The sequence below is a fragment of the Streptomyces zhihengii genome (genome assembly GCF_016919245.1).
Classification (GTDB): Bacteria; Actinomycetota; Actinomycetes; order Streptomycetales; family Streptomycetaceae; genus Streptomyces; species Streptomyces zhihengii.
Genome location: NZ_JAFEJA010000001.1, coordinates 5,047,501 through 5,071,541 on the forward strand (window position 1 = coordinate 5,047,501; position 24,041 = coordinate 5,071,541).

The 24,041-nt window shown below is 70.9% G+C and carries 17 protein-coding genes and 2 rRNA genes (1 of these 19 running past the window's edge); 11 read left to right on the forward strand and 8 right to left on the reverse strand.

Annotated elements, in window-relative coordinates; genetic code table 11:
• Positions 1–2,246 (forward strand): 23S ribosomal RNA (locus JE024_RS21380) (it extends 880 nt beyond the left edge of the window).
• A gap of 79 nt (positions 2,247–2,325) precedes the next feature.
• Positions 2,326–2,442, forward strand: a 5S ribosomal RNA gene (rrf, locus tag JE024_RS21385).
• Positions 2,443–2,571: 129 nt separating this feature from the next.
• On the opposite strand, the gene JE024_RS21390 is transcribed toward rrf, so the two are convergent.
• From JE024_RS21390 to JE024_RS21410, 5 genes are read right to left on the reverse strand one after another with little or no spacing between them, the layout of a single operon-like run.
• Positions 2,572–3,882 carry a DUF58 domain-containing protein gene (locus tag JE024_RS21390; RefSeq protein WP_205375133.1) on the reverse strand — a complete coding sequence of 437 codons (1,311 nt, stop codon included), beginning with the start codon at positions 3,880–3,882 and terminating at the stop codon, positions 2,572–2,574.
• 9 nt (positions 3,883–3,891) lie between these two features.
• Positions 3,892–4,875 (reverse strand): AAA family ATPase, encoded by a 984-nt coding sequence (locus JE024_RS21395; RefSeq protein ID WP_205375134.1) that lies wholly within the window; start codon positions 4,873–4,875, stop codon positions 3,892–3,894.
• Positions 4,872–6,098, reverse strand: a complete 1,227-nt coding sequence (locus JE024_RS21400; protein WP_205375135.1) for a DUF4350 domain-containing protein — start codon at positions 6,096–6,098, stop codon at positions 4,872–4,874. Before JE024_RS21400 ends, JE024_RS21395 begins: the two co-directional genes overlap by 4 nt.
• Positions 6,095–6,781 (reverse strand): DUF4129 domain-containing protein, encoded by a 687-nt coding sequence (locus JE024_RS21405; protein ID WP_205375136.1) that lies wholly within the window; start codon positions 6,779–6,781, stop codon positions 6,095–6,097. Before JE024_RS21405 ends, JE024_RS21400 begins: the two co-directional genes overlap by 4 nt.
• Before the next feature lie 4 nt (positions 6,782–6,785).
• Entirely contained in the window at positions 6,786–8,000 is a 1,215-nt protein-coding gene (locus tag JE024_RS21410) for a glycerophosphoryl diester phosphodiesterase membrane domain-containing protein (RefSeq protein WP_205375137.1), read from the reverse strand.
• Between the two features lie 182 nt (positions 8,001–8,182).
• Here JE024_RS21410 and mtnA point away from each other — a divergent pair, with 182 nt between their 5' ends.
• From mtnA to JE024_RS21445, 7 genes are all read left to right on the forward strand, one after another.
• Entirely contained in the window at positions 8,183–9,325 is a 1,143-nt protein-coding gene (gene mtnA, locus JE024_RS21415) for an S-methyl-5-thioribose-1-phosphate isomerase (RefSeq protein WP_205375138.1), read from the forward strand.
• 240 nt (positions 9,326–9,565) lie between these two features.
• Positions 9,566–10,255 (forward strand): MtrAB system response regulator MtrA, encoded by a 690-nt coding sequence (gene mtrA / locus JE024_RS21420; RefSeq protein WP_205375139.1) that lies wholly within the window; start codon positions 9,566–9,568, stop codon positions 10,253–10,255.
• Between the two features lies 1 nt (position 10,256).
• Entirely contained in the window at positions 10,257–12,245 is a 1,989-nt protein-coding gene (mtrB, locus tag JE024_RS21425; protein ID WP_205375140.1) for an MtrAB system histidine kinase MtrB, read from the forward strand.
• Positions 12,235–14,082: an LpqB family beta-propeller domain-containing protein gene (locus tag JE024_RS21430; protein ID WP_465270496.1), complete on the forward strand. Its 1,848-nt coding sequence runs from the start codon at positions 12,235–12,237 to the stop codon at positions 14,080–14,082. The genes mtrB and JE024_RS21430 overlap by 11 nt, the downstream gene beginning before the upstream one ends.
• Positions 14,083–14,205: 123 nt before the next feature.
• Positions 14,206–14,943: a ComF family protein gene (locus JE024_RS21435; protein ID WP_205375141.1), complete on the forward strand. Its 738-nt coding sequence runs from the start codon at positions 14,206–14,208 to the stop codon at positions 14,941–14,943.
• A gap of 336 nt (positions 14,944–15,279) precedes the next feature.
• Positions 15,280–15,969 (forward strand): ribosome hibernation-promoting factor, HPF/YfiA family, encoded by a 690-nt coding sequence (gene hpf / locus JE024_RS21440; RefSeq protein ID WP_205375142.1) that lies wholly within the window; start codon positions 15,280–15,282, stop codon positions 15,967–15,969.
• A gap of 346 nt (positions 15,970–16,315) precedes the next feature.
• A complete protein-coding gene (locus tag JE024_RS21445; protein ID WP_205375143.1) occupies positions 16,316–17,074 on the forward strand; it encodes a response regulator in 759 nt (252 codons plus the stop codon).
• Positions 17,075–17,095: 21 nt separating this feature from the next.
• Here JE024_RS21445 and JE024_RS21450 read toward each other — a convergent pair whose 3' ends face one another.
• Both JE024_RS21450 and JE024_RS21455 read right to left on the reverse strand, forming a co-directional pair.
• Positions 17,096–18,256: a winged helix-turn-helix domain-containing protein gene (locus JE024_RS21450; RefSeq protein WP_205375144.1), complete on the reverse strand. Its 1,161-nt coding sequence runs from the start codon at positions 18,254–18,256 to the stop codon at positions 17,096–17,098.
• 86 nt (positions 18,257–18,342) lie between these two features.
• Positions 18,343–18,918: a GNAT family N-acetyltransferase gene (locus JE024_RS21455; protein ID WP_205375145.1), complete on the reverse strand. Its 576-nt coding sequence runs from the start codon at positions 18,916–18,918 to the stop codon at positions 18,343–18,345.
• 241 nt (positions 18,919–19,159) lie between these two features.
• Between JE024_RS21455 and secA the strand changes: the two genes are divergently transcribed.
• A complete protein-coding gene (gene secA, locus JE024_RS21460) occupies positions 19,160–21,979 on the forward strand; it encodes a preprotein translocase subunit SecA (RefSeq protein WP_205375146.1) in 2,820 nt (939 codons plus the stop codon).
• Positions 21,980–22,792: 813 nt separating this feature from the next.
• On the opposite strand, the gene JE024_RS21465 is transcribed toward secA, so the two are convergent.
• Entirely contained in the window at positions 22,793–23,218 is a 426-nt protein-coding gene (locus tag JE024_RS21465; RefSeq protein WP_205375147.1) for an Rv3235 family protein, read from the reverse strand.
• Positions 23,219–23,491: 273 nt separating this feature from the next.
• On the opposite strand from JE024_RS21465, the gene JE024_RS21470 reads away from it, so the two are divergent.
• Positions 23,492–23,998, forward strand: coding sequence for a DUF6912 family protein (locus JE024_RS21470; RefSeq protein WP_205375148.1), 507 nt, complete (start codon positions 23,492–23,494; stop codon positions 23,996–23,998).
• Positions 23,999–24,041: the final 43 nt, after the last annotated feature.

Sequence of the window (24,041 nt, forward strand, 5' to 3'; positions counted from 1 at the left end):
GGGTGAAAGGCCAATCAAACTCCGTGATAGCTGGTTCTCCCCGAAATGCATTTAGGTGCAGCGTCGTGTGTTTCTTGCCGGAGGTAGAGCACTGGATAGGCGATGGGCCCTACCGGGTTACTGACCTTAGCCAAACTCCGAATGCCGGTAAGTGAGAGCACGGCAGTGAGACTGTGGGGGATAAGCTCCATGGTCGAGAGGGAAACAGCCCAGAGCATCGACTAAGGCCCCTAAGCGTACGCTAAGTGGGAAAGGATGTGGAGTCGCAGAGACAACCAGGAGGTTGGCTTAGAAGCAGCCACCCTTGAAAGAGTGCGTAATAGCTCACTGGTCAAGTGATTCCGCGCCGACAATGTAGCGGGGCTCAAGCGTACCGCCGAAGTCGTGTCATTGCAGCGTATAGCCCCAACGGGTGCTGTGATGGGTAGGGGAGCGTCGTGTGCCGGGTGAAGCAGCCGCGGAAGCGAGTTGTGGACGGTTCACGAGTGAGAATGCAGGCATGAGTAGCGATACACACGTGAGAAACGTGTGCGCCGATTGACTAAGGGTTCCTGGGTCAAGCTGATCTGCCCAGGGTAAGTCGGGACCTAAGGCGAGGCCGACAGGCGTAGTCGATGGACAACCGGTTGATATTCCGGTACCCGCTTTGAAACGCCCAATATCGAGCCCATTAATGCTAAGGCCGTGAAGCCGCCGGCTGAGTCTTCGGACGAGGTCGGAGTGGTGGAGCCGCTGACCCAAGGTGGTAGTAGGTAAGCGATGGGGTGACGCAGGAAGGTAGTCCAGCCCGGGCGGTGGTTGTCCCGGGGTAAGGGTGTAGGCCGTGTGATAGGCAAATCCGTCACACATTAAGGCTGAGACCTGATGCCGAGCCGATTGTGGTGAAGTGGATGATCCTATGCTGTCGAGAAAAGCCTCTAGCGAGTTTCATGGCGGCCCGTACCCTAAACCGACTCAGGTGGTCAGGTAGAGAATACCGAGGCGTTCGGGTGAACTATGGTTAAGGAACTCGGCAAAATGCCCCCGTAACTTCGGGAGAAGGGGGGCCATTCTTGGTGATCCGATTTACTCGGTGAGCTGGGGGTGGCCGCAGAGACCAGCGAGAAGCGACTGTTTACTAAAAACACAGGTCCGTGCGAAGCCGTAAGGCGATGTATACGGACTGACGCCTGCCCGGTGCTGGAACGTTAAGGGGACCGGTTAGCTTGGATTCGTCCAGGCGAAGCTGAGAACTTAAGCGCCAGTAAACGGCGGTGGTAACTATAACCATCCTAAGGTAGCGAAATTCCTTGTCGGGTAAGTTCCGACCTGCACGAATGGCGTAACGACTTCTCGACTGTCTCAACCATAGGCCCGGTGAAATTGCACTACGAGTAAAGATGCTCGTTTCGCGCAGCAGGACGGAAAGACCCCGGGACCTTTACTACAGTTTGATATTGGTGTTCGGTTCGGCTTGTGTAGGATAGGTGGGAGACTGTGAACTCTGGACGCCAGTTCAGGGGGAGTCGTCGTTGAAATACCACTCTGGTCGTGCTGGATGTCTAACCTGGGTCCGTGATCCGGATCAGGGACAGTGTCTGATGGGTAGTTTAACTGGGGCGGTTGCCTCCCAAAGGGTAACGGAGGCGCCCAAAGGTTCCCTCAGCCTGGTTGGCAATCAGGTGTTGAGTGTAAGTGCACAAGGGAGCTTGACTGTGAGACCGACGGGTCGAGCAGGGACGAAAGTCGGGACTAGTGATCCGGCGGTGGCTTGTGGAAGCGCCGTCGCTCAACGGATAAAAGGTACCCCGGGGATAACAGGCTGATCTTCCCCAAGAGTCCATATCGACGGGATGGTTTGGCACCTCGATGTCGGCTCGTCGCATCCTGGGGCTGGAGTCGGTCCCAAGGGTTGGGCTGTTCGCCCATTAAAGCGGTACGCGAGCTGGGTTTAGAACGTCGTGAGACAGTTCGGTCCCTATCCGCTGTGCGCGTAGGAGTCTTGAGAAGGGCTGTCCCTAGTACGAGAGGACCGGGACGGACGAACCTCTGGTGTGCCAGTTGTCCTGCCAAGGGCATGGCTGGTTGGCTACGTTCGGAAAGGATAACCGCTGAAAGCATCTAAGCGGGAAGCCTGCTTCGAGATGAGGACTCCCACCTCCTTGAGAGGGTAAGGCTCCCAGTAGACGACTGGGTTGATAGGCCGGATATGGAAGCCAGGTAACTGGTGGAGTTGACCGGTACTAATAGGCCGAGGGCTTGTCCTCAGTTGCTCGCGTCCACTGTGTTAGTTCTGAAGTAACGAACTCGCCTTTGCCGGCTGGTAGTTCGACATCTTCATAGTGTTTCGGTGGTCATAGCGTTAGGGAAACGCCCGGTTACATTCCGAACCCGGAAGCTAAGCCTTTCAGCGCCGATGGTACTGCAGGGGGGACCCTGTGGGAGAGTAGGACGCCGCCGAACAATCATTGTGGGGAAGCCCCGGAACACTGTTCCGGGGCTTTTCTGCGTTCACGGCCCGATGAGGGCCGCACGCATTCGTGCCCGGTCACCCTCAATGCGTGTGGCGACCAGGCACGAATGCGCGGAGAGTCAGAGCCGGCCGGCCGCCTTGAGCGCCAGGTACACATCCGCCACCGCCGGTGCGAGCTTCTCCGGGGTGGCGTCGACGACCGTGACGCCATGCCGTTGCAGCAGCTCCGCTGTGCGCCGCCGCTGTGTGTGCGCCTGGGTGCCGGCGGCCGCCTCGTAGACGTTCTGGGCGCTGCCGCGCGACCGTGTCATCCGCTCGATGCGGGGATCGGCCACGGAAGCCACGACCACCGTGTGGCGCCGGGTCAGCTGGGGCAGCACGGGCAGCAGGCCGTCCTCGACGGGGGCGGCGTCCAGGCTGGTGAGAAGGACGATCAACGAGCCACGCGGAGCGTTCCGCAGCGTGGCCGCACTCAGGCCCCGTGCATCCGTCTCCACCAGCTCCGCCTCCAGCGGAGCCATCGCGGTGACCATCGCCGGGAGCACGTCTCCCGCGGAACGGCCCTGCACATGCGCCCGTACCCGGCGGTCGTACGCCAGCAGGCCCACCCGGTCCCCTGCGCGGGACGCCAGGGCCGCCAGGAGGAGCGCGGCGTCCATGGAGGCGTCGAGGCGCGGAACGTCCCCCACACGGCCCGCCGCGGTGCGGCCGGTGTCCAGGACCACCAGGATGTGGCGGTCGCGTTCGGGGCGCCAGGTCCGGACGGCGACCGCGCTCCTGCGGGCGGTCGCGCGCCAGTCGATGGAGCGGGTGTCGTCGCCGGGGACGTAGTCCCGGAGGCTGTCGAACTCCGTTCCCTGGCCCCGGACCAGGACACTGGTGCGGCCGTCGAGTTCACGGAGCCGGGCGAGACGGGACGGGAGGTGCTTGCGGCTCTCGAAGGCCGGCAGGACCCGTACCGTCCAGGGGATCCCGTGGTTGCCCTGCCGCGCGGCCAGACCCAGCGGGCCGTAGGAACGGACGGTGACCCGGGCCGAGTGCCGGTCGCCGCGTCGGGAGGGCCGCAGCAGGGTGGTGAGGCTGCGCCTCTCCCCGGCGGGGACCCGCACCCGGTGCCTGGATGCCTCCGTCGTCGCGTCGGCGGGCCAACTGCTCGGCGGCCAGGCGTCGCGGAGGTCGGCGCGCAGCGGACGCGGCGAGGGATTGGTGACGGTCAGGTGCACCTGAGCCTCGTCACCGAGTCGAACTGATGTGTCACCGGATCGGGTGAAACGAAGCGTGCGCACTGGCGCGGCGAGTGCGTAGTCGCACAGGATTGCCAGTGAGAGCGGCGCGTTGACAGCGAGCATCCCCGTCCAGCTGGGGGCGAGGATGCCTACGGGGAGTGAGCCGAGAGCCGCGAGCAGTGCGGTCCGTCCGGTGAGGGCCATCTGGACGCCTCAGCGGGGTACGGGGACGTGGGCGAGGATCGCGGTGATGACGGAGTCCGGGGTGACACCTTCCATCTCCGCCTCGGGCCGGAGCTGGACACGGTGGCGCAGCGTGGGGAGTGCGAGGGCCTTCACATCATCGGGGATGACGTAGTCGCGACCGGTGAGCCAGGCCCAGGCACGGGCGGTGGAGAGCAGTGCGGTCGCGCCACGGGGTGAGACGCCCAGGGTGAGTGACGGGGATTCACGGGTTGCGCGGCAGATGTCGACGACATAGCCGGCGATCTCGGCCGACACCGAGGTCTTGGCGACGGCGTCCCGGGCGGCCTCCAGGTCCTCGGGGCCGGCCACCGGGCGGACGCCCGCGGCCGTGAGGTCCCGCGGGTCGAAGCCGGCGGCGTGACGTGTGAGGACGCTGATCTCGTCGTCGCGCGTGGGCAGGGGCACCGTGAGCTTGAGGAGGAAGCGGTCCAACTGGGCTTCGGGCAGCGGATATGTGCCCTCGTACTCGACGGGGTTCTGCGTCGCCGCCACCAGGAACGGCTCTGGCAGCGGGCGCGGTGTGCCGTCGACCGTCACCTGACGCTCCTCCATTGCCTCGAGGAGGGAGGACTGGGTCTTGGGAGGGGTGCGGTTGATCTCGTCGGCGAGAAGGAGGTTGGTGAAGACCGGCCCCTGCTGGAAGGAGAACTCCGAGGTGCGGGTGTCGTAGACCAGCGAGCCCGTGACATCGCTGGGCATGAGGTCGGGGGTGAACTGGACGCGCTTGGTGTCGAGTTCGAGGGATGCGGCGAGCGCGCGGACCAGGAGGGTCTTCGCGACACCGGGTACGCCTTCGAGCAGCACATGGCCCCGGCAGAGAAGGGCGACGACGAGACCGGTCACGGCGGGGTCCTGGCCGACCACGGCCTTCGCGATCTCGGTGCGCAGGGCCTCGAGGGAGGTCCGGGCGCGGTCCGGGTGATCGGCGGTCTCGGGGGTCGAGGCGCTCATGCGGTGCGTACCTCTCTTTCGAGGGCGTCGAGTTGGTCGGCCAGAAGGACGAGGGAGGTGTTGTCGGCCGGCGGAGGGCCGAACAGCAGATCGTGGATGTCCCGTTCGGGACGGTCCAGTTGGGCGGCGACGGCCGGGAGCAGGACGGCCGGTGTCTGGGCGTCGGCGGTGGACACGCCCAGTTGCGGAGCGAGGCGTGCGCGCGCCGCGGAACGGAGGGAGGCCGCGGCCCGGTCGCGGGCGTTCGCCTTGTGGTAGAGGCGGGCGCGTCCCTCGGTGGCCTCGGACGCGCGGACGGCGACCGGCAGGCGCTCGGTGACCAGCGGACCGAGCCGTCGGCCTCGCCAGACGGCGGCGAGTACGGCGGCGAGGGTGAGCTGGAGTGCCGCCCAGAGCCAGCCGGACGGGACGAGGTCGAGGAACGACTGCTCGCCGTCGGTCTCCTCGCCGGGGGTCTCTCCGCTCTGCCCTGCCGCGGCGGGGTCGTTGAGAGACGGCATGTACCAGATCAGCTCGGGCCGGGACCCGAGGAGTTGCAGGGCAAGGGAGGCGTTGCCGTGTTCGTCGAGATGTTCGTTGCGCAGCAGGTCGGAGGAGCCGAGGAGGACGGTGTCACCGCCGCTTGCCGTGTTCAGCCTGAGCAGGCTGGGCAGGCTGGGCAGGCTGGGCAGGCCGTCACCGGGGTAGCAGCCATCGGCTTCCGCCGCGTCGGTGGAGTAGCGCTCGCCGCCGAGGGTGACGTCACCGGCCCGCCGGGCGGGGGCGTAGTCGCACCGCGGGTCACGGGCCGAGATCCGAGCGGGGTCCTCGGCCGTCACGCCGGGGGCCAGGGCGTCCAGCGAGGCGGGGCCGGGGGAGAGGAGGACGGTGCGGCCGCTGGCGGATCCGGTGGCCGTGGCGAGCGTGGCCTGTTGGGAGCCGGTGAGGAGATCCGGATCGGTCAGCAGGATCGTGACGCCGGGGCCTGCGGCGTCCGAGGCGTCGCCCACCGTGGTGACGACGCGGATCGAGACGCCTTGCGCCTTGAGCAGCTCGGCGAGCGCACGGCTGCCGGCGGGGTCGGCCGAGCGGGGGTCCAGTGCGCCGTGATGCGTCCCCGAGCGCAGGGCGGCCATGGTGATGCCGGCGACGACGAGGAGCAGCACGGCCAGGAGCAGGCCCCGGGCGCGGGTCCAGACCTGGCGGCCGGTGAGGGACAGGGATGTGGCGGAGGTCCCGGTCACGAGGCGCCTCCCGGGCCGGCGTCCGCGAGGAGCGGCTTGGTGCCGTCGACGGCGTCGTCGAGGTGGCGTATGCGCTCGTACATCTGCTGGTCGCCGGTGCGGCCGCCGTATGTGACGTCGTCGAAGGAGCGGGCCGCGGCACGCAGTTCGCCGGCGTGGGAGGGGAGGGCGCGGCCTGCTTCGGCGGCGGCCTCGTCGGCGGTGCGGCCCGGGCGGGGGGTGAGCAGGGCGCGTTCCTCGAGAGCCCGGACGATGGCGCGCATCCGCTCCTGCACGGCCTGGTTCCAGCGGCCGGCGGAGGCATGCTCCGCGGCCGCCGTGCGGTGTTCCGCGGCGCTGCGGGGGCCGTCGTGGAAGAGGGAGTCCGAGGCGGTGGCGCCGCGCCGCGGCGTGCCGAGCCGCCACCAGAGGCCGCCCACGAGGGCGGCGGCGAGGAGCACGACCACGATCAGACCGACGGTGCCGCCGGGCCCGCCGCCCACCCCTTCGAAGATGCCGCCGACCCAGTCCCAGAAGCTGTCGAGAGCCCGCTGGAGCAGGTTCGGTTCGCCTTCGCCGTACTCCGGTCTGGACAGCTCGCGTTCCGCCGCCTCACGGGCGGGGACACGCGAGATGTCCACCGGTATGTCGTCCCTCGCCAGGACCGGCAGACGCCCTGCCGTCCCGCCCCCCGCGCCGGGCACCGCATCAGCCCCCGGTGGAGACGTTGCGGGGCGGCTCGGTCCCGTAGCCCGGCACACCCGCGGCACGGGCGAGTTCGAGGTCGAGGGCCTCGCGGCGGATGCGCTGGTCGACGTAGAGCAGCGCCGTCACCCCGGCCGAGATCGGGTACGTGATCGACGAGGCGATCACCGCGCCGATGCCGGTGATGATCAGGAAGGGCCAGCCGATCGCGGAGTCGCCGCCGTCGAGGAAGTCACCGAGGGAGACCCCGTCCACGGCGAAGCCCGCGATCGCGAAGGGGATGCCGATGACCATGCTCACGAGGAAGGAGATCAGCACGGTCAGCGCGGTGATGCCGAAGATGCGCCACCACGTGCCCTGCACCAGCTTGGCCGAGCGCCGCAGGGAGGCGAACACGCCCTGGCGCTCCAGCACGAGCGCAGGCGGGGCGAGCGCGAAACGGATCATCAGCCAGACGACGACCACGATCGCACCGATGCCGCCGAGGACGGAGAGCAGCACACCGGCACCGCCGATGAGCAGGCCCGGAAGGATGCCGACGGTCATGATCGCCGCGCTGCCGAGGGGCAGCAGGAAGGTCAGACCGAGCAGGTGGGGCAGTCGGGGCCGGGCCTCGCGCCAGGCCTCGGACAGCGTGACCTGGCGGCCCAGCACGGACCGGCTGATGACCACGGTGAGCACGGCGGTGGTCAGCAGGGTGCCGATCAGCGTGATGAGCAGCGCCGGGCCCATGGCGATCATGCTGGACTGCAGGGACTCCAGCGACTGCTCGAGCGCCTCCTCGGGCGTCGCGTCGGGGTCGACGACCGGCGGTGCGGGGAGGAGATAGCGCTCCACGAGGATGCTGGCGATCTGCGTGATGACGGAGACGGTCACGGTCACCGCGAGGACGGTGCGCCAGTGGGTCCGCAGGGTCGCCACAGCGCCGTCGAGGATCTCCCCGACGCCGAGCGGGCGCAGCGGGATCACTCCGGGCTTCGCGGCGGCCGGCGGGCGTCCCCAGGCTCCCGGGGGCCGGCCCCCTCCCCAGCCGGGAGGAGGCGGCCCGGGCACGTGGCCCGGGCCGGTCGGCGCGGACCACTGCCCCGCGGGCGGCTGCTCCTTGGACCACTTCGCGGACGGACCGTCCGCGGGCGCGGCTGGGCGCGGTACGCCCGGGGTCTGCCCGTCGGGGGAGGGAGCCGATCCGGGCGAGGCCCAGCCCGGAGAGTCGTTCACGGTCGTCCACCTCATGCGTTGGTCACGGGGCCGGAGTGGGGGACCGGCACCTTCACGGTGTGCGTCCGCCAGGCAGGGCGGCCGGTTGGCAGCCATCGTGCCACGCGCGGGCTGCCGGTGGGCGGGGGCCCGTATCTCGTTCGTGCCTTCTCTGCCGGAGCGGCGGCGGGCAGACTGGGCGGATGGCTGATCAGCAGGTACACGACGCCCCGGGTCCGGTACCACCGCAGCTTCCGGTGCTGCGCTGGGCACAACCGCCCGAAGGGCCGGTGCTGGTGCTTCTCGATCAGAGACGGCTGCCGGCGCACGAGACCGAACTGGTGTGCACCGACGTCCCGGCCCTGGTGCACGCCATCCAGACACTGGCCGTCCGCGGTGCGCCGCTGCTGGGCATCGCGGGGGCGTACGGGATCGCCCTCGCCGCCGCGCGGGGGTACGACGTCGTCGAGGCCGCCGGCCTGCTGGAGGTCGCGCGGCCCACCGCGGTGAATCTTCGGTACGGGGTGCGGCTGGCGGCCGACGCCCACGGGCGGGCGGAGGCGGCGGGCGCGACACCGGAGCAGGCGGCGGGCGCCGCGCTGGAGGCCGCGCGGGCGCTGCACCGGGCCGATGCCGAGGCCAGCCGTCGAATGGCCGCCCACGGGCTGGCGTTCCTCGGCGAGCTGCTGCCCGGAGGCGGGCACCGGATCCTGACCCACTGCAACACCGGGGCGCTGGTCTCCGGCGGGGAGGGCACGGCGTTCGCGGTCGCGCTGGCCGCGCACCGGGCCGGTGAGCTGCGGCACCTCTGGGTGGACGAGACCCGGCCGCTGCTGCAGGGAGCCCGGCTGACGGCCTGGGAGGCGGCGCGCAACGGCATGCCGTACAGCCTGCTCTCCGACAACGCGGCGGGTTCCCTGTTCGCCGCGGGCGAGGTGGACGCGGTGATGATCGGCGCGGACCGGATCGCCGCCGACGGCTCGGTGGCGAACAAGGTCGGCAGCTACCCCCTCGCGGTGCTGGCGCGGTACCACCATGTGCCGTTCGTGGTCGTGGCGCCCACGACCACGCTGGACCTCACCACGCCGGACGGCTCGGCGATCGAGGTGGAGCAGCGCCCCGCCCGGGAGGTCACGGAGGTGCCCGTGCCCAGGGGAGCTGTTGCCGAGGCCGGAAGCGGGGTGTCCGTGGCGCCGCTCGGCACGAGGGCGTACAACCCGGCGTTCGATGTCACACCGCCCGAGCTGGTGACGGCCGTCGTCACCGAGGAGGGGGTACTGTCACCCGTCACCGGGGACGGCATCGCCCGGCTCTGTGCCGCTGCCCGGCGCGGGAGCGAGGGCTGACCGGAGAGCACGACGGGGGCCTCGGCGCCGCGGCCGGACGAAGCGTTGCCTTCCGTCCGGGCCCGGCGACGGTCGGCGGCGGGCCCGAATCACCCGGACGGCGACGCTCCGGAGCCGGCCGGTCCCGCTGAGCGGCGGGAAACCCGGGCGGCGACCACGCACGGAAATCGGCCGGTACGACTATCGTCACTGGCCAGTGAGCTACCTCACCAGCACGTCGGACACTGTTACGAGAATGGGATGATGTCGATTATGAAGGGACGAGTCCTTGTCGTCGACGACGACACCGCACTGGCCGAGATGCTCGGGATTGTGCTGCGTGGTGAGGGTTTCGAGCCGTCGTTCGTGGCGGACGGCGACAAGGCGCTGGCCGCCTTCCGCGAGGCCAAGCCCGACCTGGTGCTGCTCGACCTGATGCTGCCCGGCCGGGACGGCATCGAGGTGTGCCGGCTGATCAGGGCCGAGTCGGGTGTGCCGATCGTGATGCTCACGGCCAAGAGCGACACCGTCGATGTGGTGGTCGGGCTCGAATCCGGGGCCGACGACTACATCGTCAAGCCGTTCAAGCCGAAGGAGCTCGTGGCCCGCATCCGGGCACGGCTGCGCAGGTCGGAGGAGCCGGCGCCGGAGCAGCTCGCCATCGGTGACCTGGTCATCGACGTCGCAGGTCACTCGGTCAAGCGTGACGGCCAGTCGATAGCGCTGACGCCGCTGGAGTTCGACCTGCTGGTCGCGCTGGCCCGCAAGCCCTGGCAGGTGTTCACCCGCGAGGTGCTGCTGGAGCAGGTGTGGGGCTACCGCCACGCCGCCGACACCCGGCTGGTGAACGTGCACGTGCAGCGGCTGCGCTCCAAGGTCGAGAAGGACCCCGAGCGCCCGGAGATCGTGGTGACCGTGCGGGGCGTCGGTTACAAGGCGGGGCCGAGCTGACATGTCCGGTGGCAGCATTGCTCCGAAGCCCGGGGGTCCGGGAGTCCGTACGGGGCGGGCTGCCGGAGGGGGACGGGGACGCGCGCGGTTCGGGCGCCTCCTCCAGGACGGCGCGCAGGGCGCGCCGATACCGAGGCTCTTCATGCGCTGGCTGCGGCGCCCGTTGCTGCCCGCCCTGCGGCTGTGGCGGCGGAACATCCAGCTCAGGGTGGTCGCCAGCACGCTGCTGATGTCACTCGGCGTGGTGCTGCTGCTTGGTTTCGTGGTGATCGGCCAGGTCCGCAACGGTCTGCTGGACGCGAAGAGCAGGGCCGCCCAGAGCCAGGCCGCCGGCGGATTCGCCGTCGCCAGGGAGCTGGCCAACGCCCCCGCGGGCCCCGCCGGCCAGGACGGATCGGCCTCGGGTGCCAGGAACGCCAACTCGTGGCGCTCCGACCTCGTGGCCCAGCTCGCGAGCGGCGGGCAGGGCTCGTACAACGTCGTCGCGCTGAGCGCCGACTCGGAGCGGAACGGCCCCGGCCGCGCGCCGCGCACCTCGGGCCTGGTGGACCCGGCGTCCATCCCGCAGGTCCTGCGGGACGACGTGGGCCAGGGGACCGGGACGTACGAGACGTTCGTGAGCATCCGCTACTGGAACAACGCGTTCGACGCGGAGCCCGGGCTGGTCGTGGGCACCCGGCTCAACGACATCGAGGGCAAGCCCTACGAGCTGTACTACCTGTTCCCGCTGTCGCAGGAGGAGGAGTCGCTGACCCTGGTCCGCGGCACGCTCGCCACGGCGGGGCTGTTCGTCGTGGCGCTGCTGGGCGCGATCGCCTGGCTGGTGGTGCGCCAGATCGTCACACCGGTGCGGATGGCCGCCGGGATCGCCGAGCGGCTGGCCGCGGGCAAGCTCCAGGAGCGGATGAAGGTCACCGGCGAGGACGACATCGCCCGCCTCGGCGAGGCCTTCAACAAGATGGCGCAGAACCTCCAGCTCAAGATCCAGCAGCTGGAGGAGCTGTCGCGGATGCAGCGCCGGTTCGTCTCCGACGTCTCGCACGAGCTGCGGACGCCGCTGACCACCGTGCGGATGGCGGCCGACGTCATCCACGAGGCGCGCCAGGACTTCGACCCGGTGACCGCGCGGTCCGCCGAGCTCCTCGGGGACCAGCTCGACCGATTCGAGTCGCTGCTGGCCGACCTGCTGGAGATCAGCAGGTTCGACGCCGGCGCCGCGGCGCTGGAGGCCGAGCCGATAGACCTGCGTGAAGTGGTGCGCCGGGTGATCGGCGGGGCCGAGCCGCTGGCCGAGCGCAAGGGTTCCCGGATCCGCGTCGTCGGCGACGAGCAGCCGGTGGTGGCCGAGGCCGACGCGCGCCGGGTGGAGCGCGTCCTGCGGAACCTGGTCGTCAACGCGGTGGAGCACGGCGACGGCAAGGACGTCGTGGTGCGCATGGCGGTCGCGGGCGGGGCGGTGGCCATCGCCGTGCGGGACTACGGCGTGGGCCTGAAGCCGGGAGAGGCGACCAGAGTGTTCAGCCGCTTCTGGCGGGCCGACCCGGCACGGGCCAGGACCACCGGCGGTACCGGTCTCGGCCTGTCCATCGCGGTCGAGGACGCCCGTCTGCACGGCGGCTGGCTCCAGGCATGGGGCGAGCCGGGCGGCGGCTCGCAGTTCCGGCTGACGCTGCCGCGCACGGCGGACGAGCCGCTGCGGGGCTCCCCGATCCCGCTGGAGCCCGAGGACTCCCGCCAGAACCGGGAGCGTGCGCACGCGTCGGGTGATCCCGCTGCGAACGGGCACCGGCTGACGTCCGTGCCCGTGCAGCCCGCGCCGGACTTCTCCCGCCTGCCCGCACAGGCACGCGGCGGCGCACCCCTCGGTGTCGACCCCGCGGCACTGCCGGGCAGCGGTTCCCGGGTGGTGCCCCGGTCCGCGGGGGAGCGGGCCGACGAGCCCGCGGAACACGTCTCATCGAAGCGGGAGGGCACGGATCGTGGGCGCTGAGCGTCGTGGGGGCCGGGCGCGGGTGCTGCGCCTGACGGCGCTTCTCGGGTGCGCCGGTGTGGTGCTGACCGGCTGCGCGTCGATGCCGGACAGTGGTGACGTGCACCCGGTGAAGGCGTCGCAGCGCGGCGACTCGCAGGTGCGGGTCTACGCGGTGCAGCCGCGCAAGGGCGCGACACCGGACGAGATCGTCACCGGCTTCCTGGAGGCGATGACCAGCGACGACTCGAACTTCGCCACGGCCCGCTCGTATCTGACGGCCGAGGCGTCCAAGCGCTGGCAGCCGGAGGCGAGCACCACCGTGCTGACGGCCGCGCCCGACCCCGGTGCGCCGATCCTCGGCGGCCGGGACAAGCCGGGCCGCAGCTACCCCCTCTTCGGCCGGCAGATAGCCACCGTCGACGCCCAGCGCGCCTACCAGCCGGTGACGCCGACGGACTACCGCCGGACGATCCACCTGTCCGAACAGAACGGTCCCGACGGCAAGGAGTGGCGCATCGACAGCCTGCCGCCCGGACTGCTGCTGGGCGCGTCCGACTTCGAGCGCAACTACGTGTCGGTCAACAAGTACTACTTCGCCTCGGGGCGCAGTGTCGTGGTCGCCGACCCCGTCTACATCCGCCAGCGGCAGGACCCGGTGACCCGTCAGGACCCGGTGACGCAGGCGGTCTCGGCATTGCTCGAAGGGCCGACGAACTGGCTGAAGCCGGTGGTCGAGTCACGGTTCCCGACCGGGACGGCGCTGAAGAAGGGCACCCGCTCGCTGGAGTTCGACGACCGCAACGGGCTGAAGGTGCCGCTGAACGAGAAGGCGTCCTCGGTGGGCCGTCCGCAGTGCACCAAGATGGCGGCGCAGATCCTGTTCACGCTGAAGGACTTCTCGTCGGCCCGGGTCGACCAGGTGGAGCTGCTGAGGGCCAACGGCTCCCAGCTGTGCGTGCTCAGCAGCGGCCAGGCGGAGGAGTACGCGCCCGACCACGGTTCGGGCCGGCTCGACAGCCAGTACTTCGTCGACGAGCAGGACCGGCTCGCGCTGCTCGCGAGCGGATCCAAGGACGCCGCCGAACCGCACAACGTGCCGGGCCCCTTCGGCGACGGCAGGCTGCGCATGAGCCGGGTGGCCGTCGCCCGCGACGAGCAGACCGCCGCCGCGGTGTCCAAGGACAGCAGCAAGCTGTACGTGGCGTCGATCCTCACCGGCTCGGAGCTGCGGAACGCGGTCGTCGGCAGCTCGGGCGGACAGGCGGAGAACCGTCTCTCCGCGCCGAGCTGGGACGGCAGGGGCGATCTGTGGGTCGCCGACCGCAACCCCTCGGACGCCGCGCTGATGCGGGTGCCGTCCGGGACGGGCACGCCGCAGGACGTACGGATCGTGCCGGGCATCGACGGTGCGCGGATCGAGGCGGTGAAGGTGTCGGCGGACGGCGTGCGCATCGCGCTGCTGCTCACCAAGGACGGCACGACGACCCTGAAGATCGGGCGGGTGGAGCGGCACGGCCCCGAGGACGACCCCGCGGTGACCGTCACCGAACTGCGCCCGGCGGCACCGCACCTGGAGACCGTCACGGCGGTCTCCTGGGCGGGCCCCAGCAGGCTCGTGGTGGTCGGCAAGGAGTCCGGCGGGGTGCAGCAGGTGCGCTACATCCAGACGGACGGCTCGACCGCCCCCAACTCGATCCTGCCGGGTCTGAACCAGGTGCGGTCGGTCGCCGCGTCGGACGACGAGAGCCGGCCGCTGGTGGCGTACTCGCAGGAGGACGGCATCGTCCGGCTGCCCGCGGGCGCGAACTGGCAGACCCTGGTCAAGAGCGGTACCTCGCCGGTCTACCCGGGCTGAATCACGCCTCCGGGAGGCCCCGGCGGTCGTCCCGGAGGCCGTGTCGCCGAGGTCGCCGGCGTTGTCCACAGGGCGTTGTCCACAGGGGTTGGCCCGGCTCCGGTGGCCGGGCACCCTGAGGTCATGCGGGGATGGTGGTGGCGGGAGATCTCCGGCCTGGTGCTGCCCGCCGACTGCGCGGGGTGCGGGCGGCGGCGCACCCTCCTGTGCGAGAGGTGCGCGCGGGTGCTGCACGGCGGGCCGGTGCGCCGGGCGAGACCGGTGCCGGAGCTTGCGGGGCTGCCCGCGGTCCACGCGGCCGCGGCGTACGGGGACGCGGTACGGGCCGTGATCCTGGCCCACAAGGAGCGGGGAGCCATGGGGCTGGCGGCGCCGCTGGGGCGGGCGCTGGCGGGAGCGGTGCGGGCGGCGGCGCCCGGGAGCGCGGGCGGTGCGGGGCCGCTGCTGCTGGTGCCGGTGCCGTCGGCGCGCCGGGCGGTCCGGGCCCGGGGCCACGACGCCGCCCGGCGCATCGCGTGCTCCGCCGCCGCCGAGCTGCGGCGCTCGGGGCGCTCCGCGGCGGTGCTGCCGTTGCTCCGCCAGGTGCGTCCGGTGGCGGACCAGGCCGGTCTCGGGGTGCCCGAGAGGCTGGCCAACGTGTCCGGCTCGATGCGGGCGCGGGACGCCGCGGTACGACTGCCGGCCTGCGGTGTGCCGGTACTGGTCGACGATGTGATGACGACGGGTGCGTCGCTGGCGGAGGCGGCCAGGGCACTGCGTGCCGCGGGCGGCGGCGGGCATCCGGATTTCCCTGGATTCGCACAGGTGAGCGCGGCGGTCGTCGCAACTGTTCCGCTTCCTTCGGTCATAAACCGGAACTGACGGGGAACTCGCAACGTTGCAGGTAGTGAGAGGGCAAAAACGCCTGATCGGAGGTACCTTCGGGTAGCGGGTGCCGACAGTGGCCCGCTGGGACTATGTTCGGTTGTAAGGAATGGTGAATCCGTTCCGAGCCGAATGCAGTGCCGTGTTTTCCGGCCAGGGTTTCGGGACAGAGACCTCTCTGAATTGGGTGGGTGGAGATCTTGTCGACTGGGGAGGAGGAGGTGAAACTCACCGAGTCCGCGCCCCGGTGACCACCGGGGCCTGGTGCCAGAAATTGGGAGAAGCTCCGCGGCCGAGGAGAAGCGGCGGGGCGATCCGGGAACGGAGTTCTGCGTGGACATCGTCGTCAAGGGCCGCAAGACCGAGGTGCCCGAGCGGTTCCGCAAGCACGTGGCCGAGAAGCTGAAGCTGGACAAGATCCAGAAGCTCGACGGCAAGGTGATCAGCCTCGACGTCGAGGTGTCCAAGGAGCACAACCCGCGGCAGGCCGACCGTTCCGACCGTGTGGAGATCACGCTGCGTTCGCGCGGCCCGGTGATCCGCGCGGAGGCGTCCGCCGCCGATCCCTACGCAGCGCTCGACCTCGCCACCGGAAAGCTGGAGGCAAGGCTCCGGAAGGAGCACGACAAGCGCCACACGCGGCGGGGCAACGGGCGTCTCTCGGCGGCCGAGGTCGCCGACGTCGTCCCGGGCGTCGCCGAACTGAACGCCAACGGCCAGCCGGTCGCCCTGGAGGAGACGGACGCCGTTCCCACCACCAGGATCGGCTCGCTCGAAGTGCAGGGCGAGGGACCGCTGGTGGTCCGCGAGAAGCTGCATACGGCAGCCCCCATGACGCTCGACCAGGCCCTCTACGAGATGGAACTGGTCGGTCACGACTTCTACCTCTTCGTCGACGCCGAGACGAAGCAGCCCAGTGTCGTCTACCGGCGGCACGCGTACGACTACGGCGTGATCCACCTGGAGACCGACCCGCTGGCCGGGGCCGAGGCCGGCGGTGCCGGGGGCGCGCTCGGAGGCTGACACCCCGCCTCGCACGCCCGAAGCGGCCGTCGCCGGCCCCGAGCCCATCGCGCTCCGGCCGGCGCTGGCCCCCGGTGGCCGGTTCCGCACCGGCCCCCTGCCAGGGTCAACAGGCCCCGGACACGCACCCGTCGGGGGCACGTCCGGGTGAATCGGGAACAGCAGCAAGGAGTCAGGTGCCCCTGGAGCGCCCCGTGCGCCCCCAGGGGCACCATCGTGCGACCGCGGGATCACCCCTTCGCCGTCCCGGCATGAAAGCATGACCCGGCAAGCCAACGGATGTGCGGCGCACTGAGGTTGGCAGACCAGACATGATCTCGGGCCACGGCCTTCAGGGGGAGGAACGATGGCGGACAGCTTCGGGCCGATGCACGGCGAAGCGGGCCGATCCGGTCGGCCGCTCGCCGTCGACACCGGCGAGGAGCCGGCCGGTCCCCACGCGGCGGAGCCGATCAGGGTGCTCGTCGTGGACGACCACGCGCTCTTCCGGCGAGGACTGGAGATCGTCCTCAAGCAGGAGGAGGACATCCAGGTCGTCGGCGAGGCCGGCGACGGGGCGGAGGCGGTGGACAAGGCGGCGGACCTGCTGCCGGACATCGTGCTGATGGACGTACGGATGCCCAAGCGCGGCGGCATCGAGGCCTGCACCTCCATCAAGGAGGTCGCCCCCAGCGCGAAGATCATCATGCTGACGATCAGCGACGAGGAGGCGGACCTCTACGACGCGATCAAGGCGGGCGCCACGGGCTACCTCCTCAAGGAGATCTCCACCGACGAGGTCGCGACCGCCATCCGCGCGGTGGCGGACGGGCAGTCGCAGATCAGCCCCTCGATGGCGTCCAAGCTGCTCACCGAGTTCAAGTCGATGATCCAGCGCACGGACGAGCGCAGGCTGGTGCCCGCGCCCCGGCTGACCGACCGGGAGCTGGAGGTGCTCAAGCTGGTCGCCACCGGGATGAACAACCGGGACATCGCCAAGGAGCTCTTCATCTCCGAGAACACCGTGAAGAACCATGTGCGCAACATCCTGGAGAAGCTCCAGCTCCACTCCCGGATGGAGGCCGTGGTCTACGCGATGCGCGAGAAGATCCTGGAGATCCGCTGACGGCCGCCCGGGCGGGCTCGCTCAGTCGAGGGCCTTGACCAGGTCCGCGGCGAGCCCCGGGTGGTCGAACCGCTCCACCCGCACCGTGTCGCAGCCCACCCAGGAGGCGGCCTCGCGCAGCGCCTGGGCCATCGGGGCCACGGCCCGGGGGCCCGCCAGCGACACCTGACGTGCGACCAGCGTGGTTCCCTCCCGTGCCGGGTCCACCCGGCCGAGCAGCCTGCCCCCGGCGAGCAGCGGCATCGCGAAGTACCCGTGCACCCGCTTCGGCTTCGGCACGTACGCCTCCAGCCGGTGGGTGAAGCCGAAGATCCGCTCGGTGCGGGCGCGTTCCCAGATCAGGGAGTCGAAGGGGGACAGCAGGGTGGTGCGGTGCCGGCCGCGCGGCACGGACGCCAGCGCCTCGGGGTCGGCCCAGGCAGGCTTCGCCCAGCCCTCCACCGTGACCGGCACCAGTCCGGAGTCGGCGACCACCGCGTCGAACTGCTCGCCCTTGATGCGGTGGTAGTCGGCGATGTCCGACCGGGTGCCCACGCCCAGCGCCTGCCCGGCCAGCCGGACCAGCCTGCGCAGGCACTCGGTGTCATCCAGGTCGTCGTGGAGCACCGCGTCGGGGATGGCGCGCTCGGCCAGGTCGTAGACCCGCTTCCAGCCCCTGCGCTCGGTGCACACCACCTCGCCGTACATCAGCGCGCGCTCCACGGCGACCTTCGAGGCGGACCAGTCCCACCACTCGCCGCCGTTCTTCGCGCCGCCCAGCTCGGTGGCGGTCAGCGGGCCCTCGGCGCGGAGCTGGCCGATGACCGCGTCGTACGCGCCGTCGGGGAGGTCGTGGTGCCACTGGGGGCGGGCCCGGTAGGCGCGGCGGCGGAACGCGAAGTGCGGCCACTCCTCGACGGGCAGGATGCACGCGGCGTGCGACCAGTACTCGAAGCTGTGGCCCTCGGTCCAGTAGGCGTCCTCGACCGTCCGGCGGCCCACGGCGCCGAGCCGCGCGTACGGGATCAGCTCATGGGAGCGGGCGAGCACCGAGATGGTGTCGAGCTGCACCGCGCCGAGGCCGCGCAGCACGCCCCGGACGCCGCCCCGGCGGTCGGGGGCCCCGAGGAATCCCTGGGCGCGCAGGGCGATGCGACGCGCCTCGTCGGCGGAGAGGGTGGCGGAGGGCGGCACAGTGGTCATGCCCGCACCTTAGAGCCCGCCACCGACAGTGCGGGACGCCCCCGGGGGGTTCCGGAACCGGCCGGGAGGCGGCGGCCCGGTGGGGTTCAGGGACCGGCAGGGAGGTAGGCGTGGGTGCCGGTCAGCCCGAGGTCGGACGGGAGCAGGGAGCCGACCCAGGTGTCCCGCAGGGTGTCCTTGTTCAGCAGCGCGGCCCGCAGACAGCCCTCCACCCGGAATCCGGTCTTCTCGGCCACCGCGCGGGAGCCCGTGTTGCCCACCTCGGCCCGCCATTCCAGCCGGGTGGCGCCCAGGCGCATGAAGGACCAGTGCGAGACGGCGGTCACGGCCTCGGCCATCACCCCGCGGCCGCGGTGCTCCTTCCCCGTCCAGAAGCCGATCTCCCAGGTGCCCGAGAAGGTGCGCAGCGTCACGCTGACCGACGCCATGAGCGGCCCGCCCTCGCGGGGCAGCACGGCGAAGGTGCACATCGTGCTGTTGCGCCAGCCGTCGGGGACCATGTGTTCGGTGAACTCGGCGGCGTGCTGCCACTCGTACGGGGAGGGAACCGTTGTCCACCGCTGGATGTCCGGGTCCTGGCAGGACCGGTACACGGCTTCGGTGTCCTCGGCCGTGAACGTCCGCAGCAGAAGGCGCTCGGTGGTCAGTGTGATCGGCTCCATGCGGGGATTGTGGTCAGGTCCCGCGTGCGATGCGAGCACTTTTGCGGCCTTCCCGGCACCTTCCGCGCGCCTTGTGCGTTCTCCTGATGGCGGACAGCGGGGCCTCGATGGCCATGGACCTCCCGGCGCGGCGGGGTCCTCGCTTACGATGGCCGATGCGGTGGGGCCCACCTGCCGTGCCCGCGCCAGTGTCCGTCACACGACCCAGTGCCAGGCCCGACCGGCAAGGAGACCAGCCTCAGTGTCCGTCTTCAACAAGCTCATGCGTGCAGGCGAAGGCAAGATCCTGCGCAAACTGCACCGCATCGCGGACCAGGTCAACTCCATCGAAGAGGACTTCGTCAACCTCTCCGACGCCGAGTTGCGGGCGCTCACCGAGGAGTACAAGCAGCGCTACGCCGACGGCGAGAGCCTCGACGACCTGATGCCCGAGGCGTTCGCCACCGTCCGCGAGGCCGCCAAGCGCGTGCTGGGCCAGCGCCACTACGACGTCCAGCTCATGGGCGGCGCCGCCCTGCACCTCGGCTATGTCGCCGAGATGAAGACCGGTGAGGGCAAGACCCTCGTCGGCACCCTCCCCGCCTATCTGAACGCGCTGTCCGGCAAGGGCGTCCACCTGATCACGGTGAACGACTACCTGGCCGAGCGCGACTCCGAGATGATGGGCCGGGTCCACAAGTTCCTCGGCCTCGAGGTCGGCTGCATCCTGGCGAACATGACGCCGGCGCAGCGCCGCGAGCAGTACAGCTGCGACATCACCTACGGCACGAACAACGAGTTCGGCTTCGACTACCTCCGCGACAACATGGCGTGGTCCAAGGACGAGCTCGTCCAGCGCGGCCACAACTTCGCCTGTGTCGACGAGGTCGACTCGATCCTCGTCGACGAGGCCCGTACGCCGCTGATCATCTCCGGCCCCGCCGACCAGGCCACCAAGTGGTACGGCGACTTCGCCAAGCTGGTGACCCGGCTCGCCAAGGGCGAGGCGGGCAACCCGCTCAAGGGCATCGAGGAGACCGGCGACTACGAGGTCGACGAGAAGAAGCGCACGGTCGCCATCCACGAGGCCGGTGTCGCCAAGGTCGAGGACTGGCTCGGCATCGACAACCTCTACGAGTCGGTCAACACTCCTCTCGTCGGCTACCTGAACAACGCCATCAAGGCGAAGGAGCTGTTCAAGAAGGACAAGGACTACGTCGTCATGGACGGCGAAGTCATGATCGTCGACGAGCACACCGGCCGTATCCTCGCCGGCCGCCGCTACAACGAGGGCATGCACCAGGCGATCGAGGCGAAGGAGGGGGTGGACATCAAGGACGAGAACCAGACCCTCGCCACGATCACCCTCCAGAACTTCTTCCGCCTCTACGACAAGCTCTCCGGCATGACCGGTACGGCCATGACCGAGGCGGCGGAGTTCCACCAGATCTACAAGCTGGGCGTCGTGCCGATCCCGACGAACAAGCCGATGGTCCGCCTCGACCAGTCCGACCTGATCTACCGCACCGAGGTCGCCAAGTTCGCGGCCGTCGTCGACGACATCGCCGAGAAGCACGAGAAGGGCCAGCCGATCCTGGTCGGCACCACCTCGGTCGAGAAGTCCGAGTACCTCTCGCAGCAGCTCAACAAGCGCGGCGTCCAGCACGAGGTGCTGAACGCGAAGAACCACGAGCGCGAGGCGACGATCGTCGCCCAGGCCGGCCGCCGCGGAGCGGTCACCGTCGCCACGAACATGGCCGGCCGCGGTACCGACATCAAGCTCGGCGGCAACCCGGACGACCTCGCCGAGGCGGAGCTGCGCCAGCGCGGTCTCGACCCGGTCGAGCACGTCGAGGAGTGGGCTGCGGCGCTGCCGGACGCGCTGGAGCGCGCCGAGGCGGCCGTGAAGGCGGAGCACGACGAGGTCAAGGACCTCGGCGGGCTCTACGTCCTCGGCACCGAGCGCCACGAGTCGCGCCGTATCGACAACCAGCTCCGCGGCCGCAGCGGCCGTCAGGGCGACCCGGGCGAGTCCCGCTTCTACCTCTCGCTGGGCGACGACCTGATGCGCCTGTTCAAGGCCGCGATGGTCGAGCGCGTGATGGCCATGGCGAACGTCCCCGACGACGTCCCGATCGAGAACAAGATGGTCACCCGGGCGATCGCCTCCGCGCAGTCGCAGGTCGAGCAGCAGAACTTCGAGACGCGTAAGAACGTCCTCAAGTACGACGAGGTCCTCAACCGCCAGCGCGAGGTCATCTACGGCGAGCGCCGCCGGGTGCTGGAGGGCGAGGACCTCCACGAGCAGGTCGTCCACTTCATGGACGACACCATCGACGCGTACATCCAGGCCGAGACGGTCGAGGGCTTCGCCGAGGAGTGGGACCTGGACCGCCTGTGGGGCGCGTTCAAGCAGCTCTACCCGGTGAAGGCGACGATCGAGGACCTGGAGGACGCGGTCGGCGACCGCGCCGGCATCACCGGCGAGTTCATCGCCGAGTCGATCAAGGACGACATCCACGCGCAGTACGAGGAGCGCGAGAAGCAGCTCGGCTCGGAGATCATGCGCGAGCTGGAGCGCCGTGTGGTCCTGTCGGTCCTCGACCGCAAGTGGCGCGAGCACCTCTACGAGATGGACTACCTCCAGGAGGGCATCGGCCTGCGCGCGATGGCCCAGAAGGACCCGCTGGTCGAGTACCAGCGCGAGGGCTTCGACATGTTCACCGCGATGATGGAGGGCATCAAGGAGGAGTCCGTCGGCTACCTGTTCAACCTGGAGGTCCAGGTCGAGCAGCAGGTCGAGGAGGTCCCGGTGCAGGACGCGGCCGAGAAGACCTCGCTCTCCAAGGAGGACGCCGTGCCGGCCGGCACCGGGCGCCCCGAGATCCGCGCCAAGGGCCTGGAGGCGCCGCAGCGCCCCGACCGGCTGCACTTCTCCGCCCCGACGGTGGACGGTGAGGGCGGTGTCGTCGAGGGCGACTTCGACAACGACGGCGGCGAGTCGGCGTCGGGCTCGGACGGCATGACGCGTGCCGAGCGCCGCAAGGCCGCGAAGGGCGGCGGGCGCCGCCGCAAGAAGTAACCGCCCCGGCCACGCCGCACGTGGCCACCGGGCGTCCCGCGGGGCCGGACACACACGCTGTGTCCGGCCCCGCGCGCTTGCCCGACCGCGTGCTTGCCTCCGCATGGGCGGCGGGCCGGGCGCGTTCCTGTCGGGGGAGCGGCGGCGTGCCGGGGCGCGTTCCCGTCGGGGGAGCGGGGGCCGAGGGGCGCCTGCTGCTGGGTGCGCTGGGGTGCGGGGCTCCGGTGCGCGTGCCGGCGGGGTGCCGGAGCCGCCCGTAGCAGGCGCCGTGAGGGCGCTGGGCCGGGTGCACTCCGGGGCACGTGCGCACAGGCGGCGCCGAGGCTGCCCGCAGCCGCTGTGAGGGCGCCGGGGCCTGCTGGAGGAGCCCTCGGGCACTCCCGGCCGCACAAGCCCCGTCCTGCGGCGTTTGCTGGGGTGTCCTGGCGCCCGGTGGCCCCGGGGCTGCTCGGTGCGCGCCACGGCCGCGCAAGCCTGCGCTGCGGCGCTTGCCGGGGCGTCCTGGCGCCCGGCGGGCGGCGGCCCGTCCCGAGGCAGGCCGCGCGGGCGGGCCCGGCCCCCCGGCTCTGCGGCCGTGTGTGCGCGTGCCCAGGTGTCGCGGAACCCGCGTCGGGCCAGGGCGGCTCCCCGGCAGGGGCGGCCGTCCCGCGTCGCCGCGCGTTCGGCCCGGCTGCGCCCCGAGAGGGGGCGGGACCCCGGTCGACGCGGGCCGGGCGGCGGGTGCGGCGCAGCCGACGAGGGCCGCCCGGTGGGCGGCGGGCCGCCGGAGGCGGCCCTACCCGTCGGGCCGGGCCCCGGTCACCGGCCCCGTCCTCAGGGGGCCGGGGTGCGTTCGCCGCCGAGTTCGACGGCGGCACAGCGCCAGCGGTGGTCCGGGCCCTGTTCGAGGCGGAAGGCCATGGCCGCGACGCGTTCGCCGGAGCCGATGCGGGCGAAGGCCTCGATCACGCCGGGGCCGGGGTGGAACTCGCCGCAGTGGCGGACCACCGGTGTCGCGTGGTCGGCCGGCCGCAGCGGCGTCCCCGGGGCGAGGCGGACCAGTTGCTCGTACGCCTCGCCGATGGTGTGCCCGAGCATCCAGTGCACGGGCCGCCGGCCGCTGAGGACCGCCAGCAGGCGGTCGGCGAACCAGTAGTGCGGTTTGTGCTGCCTGCCGCGGGCCCGGGTCAGCGCCGCCGCGGCCGCCGCCGGCCTGCGCTGGTCGTGCCGTCCTGCGGGCCTGGTCCTGTCCATGCGCATCGCCCCGATGTGCCGGTCCCGGGCTGAGTACCGGGAAGTAGCTTCGACGGGGGAACTTCTATGGCGTGCGCCGCGGCACCCGCAACGTGCCCCGAGGCCCCCGGGGCCCCTCGGTCGATGTCACCTATCAGGGTGAACAGGCCCATGGGGCGCCAGGGAAGGAGGCGGACGCCGATCGTGCCGGGTGGACGCCGTGAAGCCGGGGACGGGCACCTCGATCGGGGACGTCGCACGTATCCTGAGGGCGCATTTCCGACTACGAAAGCGGCCCGCATGCGCGTCTACGTCCCCCTGACCCTTCCCGGTCTCGCAGCGGCGCACCAGGCGGGCGAGCTCGGGCCCGGCCCGCTCACCGCCTACGCGGTCACCCCCGGGCTGCGCGAGTGGTACGTCTCCGACGACATCGAGGAGCTGGAGTACGCCGCGCTGAACCGTGCCGCCGCCGCCTCGCTGCGGCTGCTCGCGGGAGCCGTCGGCGCCCCCCGCCGGCGTGTGGTCGTCGCCGTCGACGTGCCCGACCGGGACGCGGTGGCCGACCCCGGCCAGCCGCTCGACGCGAGCGCGCTCGGTGAGGTCCGGATCGCCGGAGCCGTCCCGCTGACCCGGGCCGCGGCCGTCCACGCGGACGCCGACGACGCCGTGGAGGACGTGTCCGCCGCGGTCGACGCGCTGGGTGCCGCCGACCACGGCGACGACGACGCGCAGTTCGTCGTCGACGGGGCGGAGGACCACGAGCTGCTCTGGTTCGGCGTGCAGGAGATCCCCGCCCTCGTGGGCTGACCCCGCTCCGGTGACCCCGCGCCAAACGCACCGGCCGGCACCG

What these genes read in the sequence shown, in the direction of transcription:
- JE024_RS21390 (WP_205375133.1), bottom strand. Translation starts at nt 3,882, where the DNA reads ATGGCCCTCACCGGACGGACCGCACTGCTCGCGGCTCTCGGCTCACTC.
- JE024_RS21395 (WP_205375134.1), bottom strand. Translation starts at nt 4,875, where the DNA reads ATGAGCGCCTCGACCCCCGAGACCGCCGATCACCCGGACCGCGCCCGG.
- mtnA (WP_205375138.1), top strand. Translation starts at nt 8,183, where the DNA reads ATGGCTGATCAGCAGGTACACGACGCCCCGGGTCCGGTACCACCGCAG.
- mtrA (WP_205375139.1), top strand. Translation starts at nt 9,566, where the DNA reads ATGATGTCGATTATGAAGGGACGAGTCCTTGTCGTCGACGACGACACC.
- mtrB (WP_205375140.1), top strand. Translation starts at nt 10,257, where the DNA reads ATGTCCGGTGGCAGCATTGCTCCGAAGCCCGGGGGTCCGGGAGTCCGT.
- JE024_RS21435 (WP_205375141.1), top strand. Translation starts at nt 14,206, where the DNA reads ATGCGGGGATGGTGGTGGCGGGAGATCTCCGGCCTGGTGCTGCCCGCC.
- JE024_RS21445 (WP_205375143.1), top strand. Translation starts at nt 16,316, where the DNA reads ATGGCGGACAGCTTCGGGCCGATGCACGGCGAAGCGGGCCGATCCGGT.
- JE024_RS21450 (WP_205375144.1), bottom strand. Translation starts at nt 18,256, where the DNA reads ATGACCACTGTGCCGCCCTCCGCCACCCTCTCCGCCGACGAGGCGCGT.
- JE024_RS21455 (WP_205375145.1), bottom strand. Translation starts at nt 18,918, where the DNA reads ATGGAGCCGATCACACTGACCACCGAGCGCCTTCTGCTGCGGACGTTC.
- JE024_RS21465 (WP_205375147.1), bottom strand. Translation starts at nt 23,218, where the DNA reads ATGCGCATGGACAGGACCAGGCCCGCAGGACGGCACGACCAGCGCAGG.
- JE024_RS21470 (WP_205375148.1), top strand. Translation starts at nt 23,492, where the DNA reads ATGCGCGTCTACGTCCCCCTGACCCTTCCCGGTCTCGCAGCGGCGCAC.